Origin of the sequence: Pseudoalteromonas sp. Isolate3 (assembly GCF_022398505.1) — a bacterium.
In the GTDB taxonomy this organism is placed as follows: Bacteria; Pseudomonadota; Gammaproteobacteria; order Enterobacterales; family Alteromonadaceae; genus Pseudoalteromonas; species Pseudoalteromonas apostichopi.
Map to the genome: position 1 here is coordinate 48685 of NZ_JAKEVN010000013.1, position 14226 is coordinate 62910.

Below are 14226 nucleotides of genomic sequence, written 5' to 3' on the forward strand. Positions count from 1 at the left end.
CGAGGTCAACTCGCCTTATTTGATTGTGCTTGTTGAATTCGTATCAATAACTCTGCCGTAGCAGTTGCATCGGCTAATGCTCTATGATGATTCGTTAAGTTCAATTCAAAGTGTGTCGCTAAGTTACCAAGTGAATAAGACTTTAGCTTTGGAAATGTCTTTCGTGATTCAACTACTGTACATAGCTTAGGCATTTTAAAACCTTGCCCGAGTGCAGCGTATTCCTTACGAATAAATCCGTAATCAAAATTCACATTGTGAGCAACAAATACACTGCCTTTTAACAGGGCACGCAACGTGTCGGCTATCTCCTCAAAGCGAGGAGCATCACGTACCATTGCCGCGTTAATTCCTGTTAATTTGGTAATAAAGGCAGGAATACTTCGTTCGGGATTGATTAAACTCGCCCACTGCTTAATAACTTCGCCAGCTTGTAACTGCACAACCGCAATTTCAGTGATTTTATTATTCCCTTGTACGCCGCCAGTAGTTTCTATATCGACCACACTATAAATGCGATTTGGATCATTAAACCAGCCCACCTTAACGATATTTACTTCAAAGCCGTGTTGTTTTAAGACATCAATACTGACAAGTTGGTTGCGTCTTAGTTTGTCGCCCGGAGCTTTAACTTCTTCAAATGTGAGCTTATGCTCTTTTAAAACCATTAAATCTGGGTAACCATCTTTAAGCTGCTTAAAGGTTTTTGTCATTTGCAATAAATGCGCTTTTAAACTAGCTAGACTGCTGTGTTTTATCAACATTTTTAGTGGCTCTAAAATATCGCTATGCCACATAAAAACACCATTGGCTATTTCGTAGTACTGTCCTGCGTTTTTACAAACATATTTATACAACGCTTCATTACTAGTGAAATTTGCAAGCTTTTGCTCAATTTGTGTATGCTGCGATGTGTAAAAGCAATCAGCAAGTAGTACTTGTGGATAAAGATCAAATTCATTACACGGCGGGTACGGTGTCTCGATATAGAGCTCTTGCCAAAATGTTAGGGTAAAAAGACTTAACCAAAGATTATTCTCGGTAAAAAACACAGTGTTACCGAGCTGTTGATAATACTCGCATACTCCTTGCTCTACATCACCACGGTAAATGTCATCAACCTCTATTTGATGCTCTGTATCAATTAACATTTGTGTTAAGCGTGAACGTTGCTGCTTATTATATTTACGCTGTAGAAAGTCTTCGGCGAAATACAAAATGCTATCATCAAGCGGATTTTGGATAATATTTTCAAGCTTATGCTCAACCCAGCTTTTGTCTCCTAGCTTGTAACGCTGGCGAATTGCCAGCTCTTGCGCTTCACTACTGCCCTCACAATGCTCTAGTAACTCAAATGCAAAACCTAAGTCATGATCTTTAAGCTGCTTATATAAGCGGATCAGTAACTTGTTTTTGATGCTCTGGGCTAATTCATCTTCACAGTTAATAGCTAAAAGTGTTTGAGCTAAGGTTTGGTACTGTGTTTCTGATTGGCTTTGCTTAAGCTGCATACGCAACTGGTTTAATTGATAATGCGATTGTGCCTCGGCTAAGGTTTTAAAACGCGATAAGCTGTCGCTGACATCACCACGTACTTTTGCAATTCCTAAGTCACGCATTACAAAGCGATTTTGATGGTTTATATCGCCTTGACTTAGTCGGCCGCTATGTAAAAACTCAAAGTATTCATAATACTGGCTTCGGCTATTGACCACGAACTGACTAAATAAAGCGTCTAAATCACTGTGGTTGCGGTCAATATACTGTTTACAAAGTTGAATTAAGCTATGTTTGCTGGCTGATTTTTTATAATCAGGTTGTGTCGTCATTAACTCATCGTTTGCTAATAAGGTTAATAAAGTTGGCTTTGTTAAATGCTCAAGCAGCAAATCTAATTCATCATGACTTGGATGTGCCACCAGCCCCTGTTGCTTTAGCTTAAAAATAGCCCCATGTAGATTAGGGATTTCTTCATAATTTAACGATGACAGTGCCACGATTTTTGGTTTACGGGAATAAATACGCAGCAAAGTACACAAACTTTGCTCATCAAGTAGGGTGAGTTTTTCAAGAAATTGCATTTGCTCAGCTAAGAGTAAATGCGTGCACTGAGATTGAATAAACTCAGCGAGCTCAAAGAAATGACTTAAATAATATTTTGCTGGTAATTGTGTTTTCATAGCCAAACCTGATACTGTATATAAATACAGTATCAGGTATTAGTAAACTGATTTCAATGTTTGAGGCTATTTAACTTTTAAAATACCTACAATCGCGCAAATTGCACCGCCTACCATACCGAGCCAAGCCTCAATCGGTGTATCACCACTAAAAGTTCGGCTAATTTGTGCACTTGCAGAGTCATAAACGTTATATCCCCATACTGCGAGTGCTACACCAATAACGATTAAAGCAATACCTATAATTTTTCCCATCGTGTTGTTCCTTTTTGTTGTTTTGATTTCGTGCTGCTATGTTTAGTTTTGCACATATAATAATTAGCTGCAAAACCTTAAGAAATAATCAAACTAAAGGTTATGTTTTGCTCACTTAACGAAACCTGAAGTTCAGCATCAATTGCTTTACTTAACGCTTTGGCAATGGATAAGCCTAAGCCAAAGTTATCTTCAGACGTTCTGGCACTATCTTTTTGCCAAAGCGGATCAAATAACTGGCTAATGTCTTCATCTGTTAATGGTACTTTTAATTCGTTAGTAACAGAAAATTGCAACTTCCCCTTTTTATTAAGCAGCGAACTTACAGTCACTATGCTCTTTTCTGGACTGTATTGTTTAGCGTTATTTACAAGGTTGGTGATGATTGATTCAAGGGCAAATAAGTTACTTACAATGGCTGGGATATCATCTTGAAACTCAAACTTAACCCATTCTAAATCGCACTTTTCTAAGGTGCGTAAAATAACCTGATTTAAATCACATGCATCTTGCTTTGGTAGGGCTTCATTACTGTACTTATGCAGTAGCAATAAGTTCGACACAATGCTCTTTAAACGCTGGCTAATTTTTAGCACTTCAGGTTTAAAGTCTGCCTCAAACTCTTTTTCATTTGGAAAACGAATCGCCACTTCAGCCATATTTATAAGCTCAGCAATCGGCGTTTTTAACTCATGGGCAATATCTGAGGTCAAGCGCTTTTCACGAAAATAGAGCTGGCGGTTTTCTTGAATAAAGGCATTTAAGCTATCAACAATGGGTTGCAGCTCTTTCACAGGTTCTTTTATTGTTATCACGGCACTTTTATCTGCGATACTAAGCCGACTTATATCACGGTTTAGTTTATTAAGTGGCGCTAGAGAACTGTCGACCGATTTACGCACAAATAATCGAATGAATACGATTACTGACACGGTAGAAACAACAAAAATAACGTCAATTAACCATAAAATAAAATCAACTTTTTCTGATGAAGCTGCATAAGCCAAAGTAAGCGTGGTGTGATGCGTTTTGCTCACGCCATCAAAAAAATTTCTATGTGAGTGAGAGTCGATTTGCGGCTGGAAACGAGTATAAATAATTCGCCCGTCACGACCATCCGGCAGCTCAGTGGTCATTATTTTCGCTTCACCCAGTTTTAATTTTTCAAACTTGAGGTTCTTCAAAGCGAATAAATTAAGGCTCTGTGAGCGGGTAAACACCCCATCATCAGTCCACATTTGAAAATATTCAGGCTCAACTTGACCATCAAATTCTGGCATAAAGTCACTAGAAAAATTAAAAGTTAACCCCTCTTCATCTTCATGAACCAAAGTCATCAGCATACCGGCTTTTGATTTCATGCCACGGTTAAATTCATTATCAATCCAACTATCAATAGCTATATCAGTGGCGACTAAAATACTTAAAACTAGCCCAGTTATAGTAATCGATAATGTAGTTACCAACTTACTGCGAATTGACTTCATTATTTTCCTTGAATGATATAACCAAAGCCACGCTTAGTTTGAATAGGTAATTCACCGCCTGCCACCCTAACCTTTTTGCGGGCAGATGATAAATGCGCTTCAATGGAATTTTTTGAGACCAAGTCATACTGCCCAGCTATGTAGCTACTCAACTTTTCTGCAGTGATCACTTTATTTTGATTGCTAAATAAACACTCAACTATTTTATATTCGTTAGGCGTTAAGTCGACTGCAGTACCGCCGACTTGTAAGAGTTTTAATTGTAAATTTAAAGCCAAGTTATCAATGCGGATCACATCACTGATTGTTTTCAGACCACCGCGACGCATTAAATTTAATAACCTTGCATGCAGCTCATCAAACGAAAATGGTTTGGTCAAATAATCATCGGCCCCAGTCAGCAGCCCCATTACTCTGTCTGCAGGTTCTTGCTTGGCAGATAAAATAAGCACACGCACATCGAGCTGCTTTGCTCTTATGGTTTGTAATAACGTAATGCCATCAAGACTGGGTAACATAATGTCGAGTATTACTAATTCGTACTCACCAGACATGGCCATACTCAAACCTTCAGCACCATCGCCGGTTTCATCAATGGTAAAACCTAAGTTTTCAAGGCCAATTCGTAGACTACGTCTTAATGACACCGAATCTTCTATTATCAACAATTTCATATGTTACTCATTTAGATAAAAACCACTTTTGTGTCATTAGGTTACGCTCAAAATCTTAAGATTCCCTTAAGATTTACTTAAGTTTTTCTAGTTTAGAAAATATTAAGATTACCATAAGGGTTTCTTAAGTTTCACTGCCTAGTATTGCCATAGTTTCGATTAAGTAAGTACGACTATGACAGCAAAACTCTCTGTTTTAAAACCTTTGTTCCGTTTTTCATTAATATTAATGGCAGTTTTTATACTGTCGAGAATAAGCTTGCTAATATGGCAACAGCAAAGGTTAGCTGATGGCGATAGCCTAGCGGTTTTATTTGGCGGCTTAAGGGTAGACTTAAGTAGTTTAGGGTACTTGTTAGCCCTTGCCGTTTTAATGTTGATAGCTCATGTTCTTTTGCGTAGCAAAACCTCTTTATTGCAACTTATTTTTACTCTTTATAGCAGCATAGTCGTTACTTTAATCGTGGTTATTGAAGCTTCTACTCCCGCGTTTATTACCCAGTACGATGTACGACCAAATCGCTTATTCGTCGAATATCTTGATTACCCCCAAGAAGTATTTTCCATGCTATTACATGGCCACCTGTTCGCTATGATAAGCACCTTAATTATTGCAACGCTAAGCTGTGTGTTTGCGTATCGTTATATAAATGCAGCATTTAGCAAACAACAAAACGCTAAAACTGTTAGCCAAGTTGTAATACTCGTTACCACTTTATTAGTCTGCTTAATTAGCGCACGAGGCACTGTAAGCCACCGCCCTTTAAATCCTGCTTTAGTGTACTTTTCAAGTGACTCGCTGGTTAACTCGCTGGCTTTGAATTCAACGTACAGTGTGGCATTTGCTATTAAAAATATGGGCAATGAGAAAAATGCCAGTAGTTTATACGGCAACATGCCACGTAATGAGATTTTACAAACAGTAAAGCAAGCAGCCTATAAACAAAAGTTTATAACTGAGAATATTCCTACACTTTCAAGCAACACGCCTTTTAACACGGGTAAGAAAAAGAATTTAGTTATCATTTTAGAAGAAAGCTTAGGTGCACGTTTTGTTGGTGAACTAGGTGGCATTGGTGTGACTCCTGAGCTTGATAAGTTATACAAGCAAGGCTGGGGCTTTAATAACTTATACGCAACTGGCACTCGTTCTGTTCGAGGTATTGAAGCGGTAACAACTGGGTTTACTCCGTCTCCTTCACGCTCAGTGGTAAAACTATCAAAATCACAGCGTAATTTTTTCTCACTAGCTGATGTATTAGCCCGCACAGGCTACACCACTCAGTTTATTTACGGCGGTGAAAGTCATTTCGATAATATGAAAAGTTTTTTCTTAGGCAATGGCTTTAGCGATATTGTAGATATCAATGACATGCAAAACCCTGAGTTTATTTCGTCATGGGGTGCAAGCGACGAAGACTTGTTCAATCAAGCTGATAAAGAGCTAAGCGCATTAAATAAAGCAGGCAATCCTTTTTTTAGCCTTGTGTTTACTTCAAGTAACCACGATCCATTCGATATTCCAGAAGGTAAAGTAACACTACCTGAAGGCCATGACCCAGAAAACCTCAAACGTGATCTAGCAATCAAATATGCAGACTATGCACTAGGTAAATTCATAGCAAAAGCAAAAACGCAAGATTACTGGCAAGACACAGTATTTTTAGTGGTTGCAGATCATGATGTGCGAGTGTTTGGCTCAGAGCCTGTGCCGCTTAAATCGTTCCATATTCCTGCCGTGATCCTAAATAGTGGTATGGACGCAAAGCAGGATACTCGCTTAGTCAGTCAAATAGACTTACCTGTCACTTTGTTATCGCTATTAGGCGTAGACCAAGCGACACCTATGCTTGGTTATGATTTAACTAAACAATACCCAGTTGAGCGCGCCATGATGCAGTACTACGACAACTTTGCTTACGTTGAAAATGGTGAGGCAGTGATACTCATGCCAAACCAAAAGGTTAGCTATTGGCACTACGACCCAGCCACTAAAACCCAAGTAGCTATTGATAAGGCTGGCAGCAGCGTTGAACTTGCCAAAAAAGCTCTGGCTCACGTCTTATTTAGCAATTTAGCTTATACCGAACAGTTGTATCGCTTACCAAATAAATCGTAGCGATGAGGAATAATCATGAGCATGAAAATTAAACAACTCCTTATTAAAAAATGGCAAGTTAGCTACAGTCAGTTTGTGTGGCTGGTGTCGTTGTACTTGGTTATCGCATTTAATGGTCTATTTTTATTTAACATGGCTGAAGCAGCAAGCAAGCCAGAACATGTCAATTGGTTATTTATAGCAAGCGTACCGTTTTTATTATTAGCACTGACGGCAATGGTGTTAAGTTGGTTATCGTTAATCACCTTTGTAAAACCAGTGCTTTTAACAAGCATCGTAGTTTCGTCACTGTTGTTTTATGCAACCTTAAACTACGGTGTTATCTTCGATAAAAGCATGCTACAAAATATCTTAGAGACAAACTCAGGTGAAGCATTTTCATACTTAAATATACAAGTTGTCGTCTTTATTTTTGTACTTGGCGTGCTCCCCGCTTACTTGTTTTCACGTTTTAAAATTGTTGGTAACTTTCGTGTTCGTCTAAAAAACTTTGCGCTTCTGAACGTCACAGCATTTATTGCTATAGCAGCTATTGCAGTACCATTTTATAAAGATTATGCCTCTGTTGGGCGTAATAACCGTCAATTAACTAGCTATATTACCCCTTTTGCATTTTACACTGCGGGCTATAAGTATCTGCGCGATAATTATTTTTATCCGCCTTTACCATTTAAAGTACTGGATAAAACGCCGCATTTACTAGAACAGCAACAAAGTTCGCTGACAATTATGGTAGTAGGTGAAACAGCTCGTGCAGCAAACTTTTCACTGCAAGGATATAACAAGCCAACTAATCGATATACACCTAAGCTTGGCGTTAAATATTTCAGTGACGTTAGTTCATGTGGCACGGCTACGGCTATATCTGTACCTTGCATGTTCTCGCGTTTAGACCGTAATCACTATGATTCGCGCATAGCGCAAAGCCAAGAAAATGCGCTTGATATCATTCAACGAAGTGGTGTCGAAGTAACGTGGATTGATAACAATAGCAGCTGTAAAGGGGTTTGTGTGCGGGTAAACTCACAAACGGTAGAACCAACAAAGAGCAACCCACTTTGTGATGGACGCTATTGTTTTGATGAAGTACTCGTGGAAGAGTTAGCTACAAAACTTGCCAAGAGTAATGCTAAACATCAACTTGTTGTGTTACATATGATTGGTTCACATGGACCAACTTACTATCGTCGATACCCAAAAAAAGACAGTGTATTTATGCCTGATTGTCCGCGTAGTGATATTCAAAATTGTAGCAGCGAGCAACTAACAAACACCTATGACAATACTATTGCTTATACAGACTTAGTACTCAGTAAACTTATTAATTTAATGCAAAACAGTCAGGCGGATGACAAAGCCCTGCTGTATGTTTCTGACCATGGTGAATCACTTGGAGAAAAAGGCTTGTACTTGCATGGCTTCCCATACGCATTAGCACCTAAAGAGCAAACCCAAGTGCCTATGTTGTTTTGGAGTAATAAACTAGCCGATACCCGTTTTAATCAATGTATCGAACAACAGCGTAACAACGCTTTTTCTCACGATAATATTTTTGACACCCTACTTGGCTTAACCCATGTAGACAGCACTGAATATCATCCAGAGCAAGATATCTTCAATGCTTGCTCAAAACAAAGCTAACGAAATAGAGATTTCATACTATGCAATTTGATAGCACTAACAAACCCATTGGCATTAAACGTATTCGCCTAGCATTTAAAAACTCCCAACGTGCATTCACTTGGTTAGCAAAGCATGAGTCTGCTTTTAAACAAGAGCTGATACTGTTGGTCCTTGCCATAGCAGTGGTTTTTGTATGGCAAATTAACCTGTATGAGAAAATCATGCTGCTTGTATCTGTACTATTTGTGATGTTTGCTGAAGTCGTAAATACGGCAATTGAAGCCACAATAGACCGTGTAGGCCTTGAAATTCATCCATTATCAGGCCTAGCTAAAGACTTAGGATCAGCAGCCGTACTTATTGCCCTAACAATTTGTGCGCTGGTATGGGGCGGTGTGTTTGTGAACAATCTAAGTTAACTCGCTTTTTTATCATCAGGGGTGTCATTACAAAGTGCACAGTGGCGCCCTTTTGATGAATGATATAAACGGGTTGCGATAAAAATTGCCGTGGCAATAAAAGACCAAAGTAACGCAAAGCCTAATGCGCTGAGTGTCTCGTGACCTTTCAGTATTTCCACCATAAATAATAAAATAGCCACCAGCGTGAAAACTCTAGTGGCTCTTAAAACCCAAAATTTAATACTCATAACTTACTCCTTTAAATGAGACCCCTTTAAACGAGCCTCCTTTGAAAGAATGAGTGTAGTTCAAAATAAGAAAAACACCTTATAAATCCATAACAGGCTCAGACAATATTTGTACGTTATTTTTAAATACCTCTAACAGCCCCAGCGGTGAGTGTTCAGTACCAAGTACGGTAACATGACATACATAACGATAACCGTTATTAGTAAAGGTATAAAAATGATTTCCGCCACTGCCATCAAAGCTTAGACTGCCCCCTGTGATCACAAGACTTGGCTCATCTTGCATAGATTGATCTATTTCCCATGCTGCATAGCGGTACTGATTATCAGCAAGCTCATCGATACGAATTAAGTGCTTTTTTGTTTGCCACGTTAATATCGGTTTTGTAAATTCACGAAGGCTTTTATGTAATGCTTGTTTTTGCTCGTCAATCAGTGCTTCGCGTCGTGCTTTTTCTGCCTCTGATTCATAAGGCACAGCCCAAATAGAGCCATCAAAGTCTAACCAAAATTTGCCTGAATCAAACATAATGCCGCGCCACCCCATCATTTCCCAGTCGTGGCGAATATTTGAATTCACGATTTTTTCGACAAACTCTTTATCAAAAATTTGCTCAAACTTTTCTATAAGCATTTGCTCATTTTCAATTGCTTGCAGAGGCGCTTTGCGCTGCAGAGGATAATGCACTCGCTTGGCGATTGCAGCTCTATCACCCGCTTTAAACGCCGCAACCACAGGTTTTACAATTTTTATATGTTTTGTTGCGGCTGTTGTTGAAAAAGAGATAAGGCAACCGAACAAAATTACCGCGAAATACTTCATATGCCTACTTTAAAATTTAAAAACCAGATTATTCAAAGCGTAACAAATTTTTGTATATACATTACAGGTGCTATTTCATTAACAACTCAATCTCAGCGCTTTGATTACCAAGCCTATCAATTGCAATTATCTTCATTGCCTCTAATGGTCGTTGTCCATAAGAAGCTGCAACAGAGAACGTACTCTCATCACTTGAGTAAATATGATAGTGCCACTGCTGCGCATATTTTAGATAGACAAGTAACTCAGACACTTGATCTGAATCTGGGTGTGTCCAAGTCAAATGAACATCGTCACCATCATATTTAACATCAACTTTAACAGCTGCTATTACTGACGCATCTAGCCAAGGAGTTTCTGGAATTAAGGCTTGATGTTGAAATACGCCTTTAGTAATCACATCACTCATCAATTGACTGCCTTCAAGCGCTGTAACATTCCAAAAAACTGTACCGGGTGAAGTTGATAAAAACCCACGATTTATCATAATTTGATTGACGACCTCATCAACACCAGCCTCATCAAATGAACGCAATGCATTAATGCCAGGCCATAAATGTCGCCCATGAGTGTTTTGTGATTGCCACCAGCTTAATAAGAGCGGGTAGCTTTGTGCATATTGATTAATTGGCCAATAAAGTTGCGGTGAAAAATAATCAAGCCAGCCTTCGTTAAGCCACAGCTTTGCATCAGCAAACAAGGTGTCATATTGATCCATACCACGAATAGTTTCAGGTTCATCAGGCCTATATATACCAAATGGGCTTATCCCAACAAGAACATGAGGCTTTGTTTGTTTAACTAATTTGTATAAGCTTTTCACAAAATGATTTACTGCTTCACGGCGCCAATCACCGATAGATAACTCACCACCTGCTTCTAAATACTGACTGTATTGTTTAGCATCAGGAAAACCTTCATCGTTATTGTAAGAAGGATATGGGTAAAAGTAGTCATCATAGTGAATACCATCTAAATCATAGTTTTCTACAAGTTCCGTTAATACACTTAAAGTATGCGACACTACAGCTTGATCTGTAGGCAAAAACCAATAGGTCTCATTTTTTAGTTTCACTACTTTATTCGTCATTTTTTCAACAACTGAATGCTCTGAAACGGGGCCTCCAATGTGATGATGAGCGCGGTATGGGTTTATCCATGCATGTAACTTTAAGCCTCGTTTATGTGCTTGTTCTATCCAAAATTTTAAAGGATCATAAAACGGTTCAGGTGCTTTTCCCTGCTTTCCAGTAAGATAATAAGACCATGGTTCATTCGTACTTTTATATAAACTGTCTGCTTGCGGTCTAACCTGAAAAATAACGGTATTGAAGTTATGTTGTTTTAGTAAATTAAGGATTTTAATTGCTTGTTGTTTTTGCTCAGCAACAGATAATCCAGGCTCTGATGGCCAATTAATGTTTGCAACGGTTGCTACCCATGCAGCACGAAACTCTCTTGCAACCTGAGGTTGCTGGATAGTGCCAAAAAACTGCTTTTCAATGTTCGTAGCCTCTTGTTTTTGCATAAAAACACACGCATTCAAAGCAAAGCAGATGAACAATAATAATAAATGTTTAAAATACACTGTATACCTCACAAAAAAGGCACAACAAAAACTTGTTGTGCCTACATGAATCTAATTCAAATAAGAAAATTAGAACTTCATTTGTGCGCCAAGTAAGAAACGACGACCGTAATCGTGTATCGCTAATGGGCGATTAGCATCTGGCATACCTGTGCTGTTACCTGAAGTCGCTTTTTGCTCTTCATTTGTTAAGTTAATAGCTTGGAAAATAAGATTAAAATCTTCAGAAATGTTATAGCTAACATTTAAATCATACTGGCCAAACCCATCCTTATACTGGTTTAAGCCGAGGTAATTTGTATAAAAATATTCTGAACGATAGGTATAAGAAACACGGGCACTAAAAGCAGTGTTTTCATAATAAACCGTCGCATTAAAAGTATCTTCTGAGTTGTTTGGCAACACAGCTTCTTCACCTGCGGCTTTTTGATCCGGTGTTTGCTCTAGTTCAGCATCTGAATATGTATAGTTGGTTTGAATACCAAAACCATACATAAGCTTTTGAGTGTAGTTCACTTCAAAGCCCGAATTCTCACCGCCTAGGCCATTTTGAGGCTGAGTCACTAAGAAATCACGAACCTCTTCAACGCCGGTATCAGGGTCTGTCCATGTCCACTGCTTTTCAATCGTTGTATTGGTGATATACGAATCAATATCTTTGTAGAAATAAGCTAATGACAATATTGATGACTCATTAAAGTACCACTCAGCTGATAAATCATATTGAGTCGAACGATAAGGTTTTAAGTCTGGATTACCTTGTGAACCTTTACAGCCTGTTGCCGCTGCACAATAACCACTTTTACGCGCAGATAAAAAATCGTAGTCAGGGCGAGACATTACTTTAGCCGCAGCAAAGCGAAGCACAACATCATCCGTAAAGTCATAATTAATATTTACACTTGGTAAGAAGTCATCATAGCTATTTGAACTATACACATCTTGAATATTTTCAGGCGCAAAACTACGTCCTGTGTACTCAACTGAACGAGAGTCAAGCTCTGTTTTAACCGCGCGTACGCCCATATTACCGCGCCACTTATTGTGCTCGAACACGGCTTTGACGTAGCCAGCTGTAACGGTTTCTTCAAGATCGAAGGTGTAGTCAAGGTGCTCATAAGGACCTGATGTTGGGCTAGTAGACGAGATCCAATCTGCATATTGGTTATTATCAAACTGCCATAAAATGCCGTCGCTAGTAGAATCGCTTGCAAACATACCCAAATTAAAGCTTTCACCTACTGCTGACACTTTTGGATAGTTAGCTTTCATCAAACTGGCAGCTTTTGTATGCTCACGGTACTTTACACCCGCTTTAATTGCAGTGAAAAAACCAGTGTCTAGTAAATATTCAACGTCAAACTGCGCATAAAGCTCATCAGAGTCATTAAGTATGTCATTTTTATGGTTGTAATCTAAACGGTAATCTTGTGGGCTTAAATCTGCAGATAAAGTCACATCTGGCGTACCATTTTCTAACGTAAATGACGCATTTGTATTGGCATAGTACTCTGAATAAACATCACTCACCTCACCGTCAGCTTTACTGTAACCTAGCTGACCTGTAACAGTGTAATCATCTGCTTTGTAAGTCACTTTTAAATCATGAGCTTGAGTCTTAAATTCACCAAGGTAGCCCGCATTACCATAATAACCCAAGTTATTGTGTGCTGGTAAATCACCTGCGACAACCGTACCATCAACAATCACTGGGTTCTCAATATTAGCAATATTCTGTAAGATAAAACCGCTTGAATACGTGCCATATGATTCATGTTCTGACTTTGAATATAAGTTATTGAAAACAAATTCAAGATTATCATTAGCTGCGTATTGGAATGTCGCTGTTGCGGTATCTAAATCACTATCACTTGCGTAGCGGTTGTAACCCACTGCCCCTGGATAAAATTCTGCATTCCCATCTTGGTTGGCATCTGTGCTGCGATATCCAAAACGTACTTCTTTACTATCACGCTGCGTTGCCGTTTCTTTGTGGACAAAACCAACATTAAACCCAAAGTCTTGGGCTTCATTTTTCCATGAATATAAACCAGACACGTATGGCTTAGTTTCGTCTGCGTTTTCAAAATGAAATGCTTTTACTGAAAGCGCAGCATAGTTAGCTTCACTATCAAGCGGTTTACGTGTTTTTACTACAACAGTGCCGCCAATTGAACCCTCATCAATGTCAGCTTCAGCAGACTTATAAACCTCTAGAGTATCGACCATTTCTGCTGGTAATAATGAGTAATTAAAACCACGCGACGGGCGTGTAATTGATGCCGAAGCCGTTGCAGAAGCCACATTTTGGCCATTTAACAGCGTTATATTTAAATGAGGTGCTGTACCACGAATACTCACTCGATCGCTTTCACCGCCTAAGTCTTTCTCTACTTGCACGCCTGGAATACGCTGTAGTGCATCAGCAACTGTTTGATCAGGAAATTTACCGATATCTTCGGCAGAAACCGCATCAACAACGCTGTTTGAAAAACGTTTCATGTTGATACTTTTCTCAACTGACGCCGCATAGCCGCGTACTTCGATCTGCTCTATATCCTCTTTTGTAATTTTATTTTTTCCATCTTCTTGAGCAGCTGCAAAGGCAGTCGTACATGTTCCTAACACAAGTGTTGGGAGCAATGCTTTTTTAATACAAACAGTTAGCGTGGAGAATTTTTTATTCATGGAAATGTAACCCTATCGTTTTTAAAAAGTGAGAGATTTTGTGACTACAAACTACATAAATGCTCTTTTGAACAACAACTGGTAACAACTTTATTGCTACATTGCGGCTACAATAGTAGCAACGCCGCACAAAATCAAGA

General features: G+C 38.9%; 11 protein-coding genes. 3 read left to right on the forward strand and 8 right to left on the reverse strand.

Annotation, left to right across the window (positions count from 1 at the left end; all coding sequences use genetic code 11):
- Positions 1-5: 5 nt before the first annotated feature.
- The 4 genes from L1D46_RS04890 to L1D46_RS04905 form a co-directional block, all read right to left on the reverse strand.
- Positions 6-2180: an exonuclease domain-containing protein gene (locus L1D46_RS04890; protein WP_239976939.1), complete on the reverse strand. Its 2175-nt coding sequence runs from the start codon at positions 2178-2180 to the stop codon at positions 6-8.
- 66 nt (positions 2181-2246) lie between these two features.
- Positions 2247-2435 (reverse strand): DUF3185 family protein, encoded by a 189-nt coding sequence (locus L1D46_RS04895; protein ID WP_054553751.1) that lies wholly within the window; start codon positions 2433-2435, stop codon positions 2247-2249.
- Between the two features lie 77 nt (positions 2436-2512).
- On the reverse strand, positions 2513-3922 hold the full coding sequence (locus tag L1D46_RS04900; protein WP_239976940.1) for an ATP-binding protein: 1410 nt from the start codon (positions 3920-3922) through the stop codon (positions 2513-2515).
- The gene (locus L1D46_RS04905) at positions 3922-4596 is read right to left on the reverse strand and encodes a response regulator transcription factor (RefSeq protein ID WP_239976941.1); all 675 of its coding nucleotides are present in this window, start codon (positions 4594-4596) and stop codon (positions 3922-3924) included. The genes L1D46_RS04900 and L1D46_RS04905 overlap by 1 nt, the downstream gene beginning before the upstream one ends.
- 175 nt (positions 4597-4771) lie before the next feature.
- On the opposite strand from L1D46_RS04905, the gene L1D46_RS04910 reads away from it, so the two are divergent.
- Genes L1D46_RS04910 through L1D46_RS04920 form a run of 3 tightly spaced genes read left to right on the forward strand, consistent with a single transcriptional unit; the run spans position 4772 to position 8757 of the window.
- A complete protein-coding gene (locus L1D46_RS04910; RefSeq protein ID WP_130051052.1) occupies positions 4772-6715 on the forward strand; it encodes an LTA synthase family protein in 1944 nt (647 codons plus the stop codon).
- A 15-nt stretch (positions 6716-6730) separates the two neighbouring features.
- Positions 6731-8356, forward strand: coding sequence for a phosphoethanolamine--lipid A transferase (locus tag L1D46_RS04915; RefSeq protein ID WP_239976942.1), 1626 nt, complete (start codon positions 6731-6733; stop codon positions 8354-8356).
- Between the two features lie 20 nt (positions 8357-8376).
- A complete protein-coding gene (locus L1D46_RS04920) occupies positions 8377-8757 on the forward strand; it encodes a diacylglycerol kinase (RefSeq protein ID WP_130051050.1) in 381 nt (126 codons plus the stop codon).
- On the opposite strand, the gene L1D46_RS04925 is transcribed toward L1D46_RS04920, so the two are convergent.
- The 4 genes from L1D46_RS04925 to L1D46_RS04940 all read right to left on the reverse strand — a co-directional run bounded on the left by L1D46_RS04925 (position 8754) and on the right by L1D46_RS04940 (position 14086).
- Positions 8754-8987 (reverse strand): hypothetical protein, encoded by a 234-nt coding sequence (locus L1D46_RS04925; protein ID WP_239976943.1) that lies wholly within the window; start codon positions 8985-8987, stop codon positions 8754-8756. The genes L1D46_RS04920 and L1D46_RS04925 overlap by 4 nt on opposite strands.
- A 79-nt stretch (positions 8988-9066) precedes the next feature.
- On the reverse strand, positions 9067-9810 hold the full coding sequence (locus L1D46_RS04930; RefSeq protein WP_239976944.1) for a hypothetical protein: 744 nt from the start codon (positions 9808-9810) through the stop codon (positions 9067-9069).
- Between the two features lie 70 nt (positions 9811-9880).
- A complete protein-coding gene (locus L1D46_RS04935; RefSeq protein ID WP_239976945.1) occupies positions 9881-11338 on the reverse strand; it encodes a family 10 glycosylhydrolase in 1458 nt (485 codons plus the stop codon).
- Between the two features lie 129 nt (positions 11339-11467).
- Entirely contained in the window at positions 11468-14086 is a 2619-nt protein-coding gene (locus L1D46_RS04940; protein ID WP_239976946.1) for a TonB-dependent receptor, read from the reverse strand.
- Between the last annotated feature and the right edge of the window lie 140 nt (positions 14087-14226).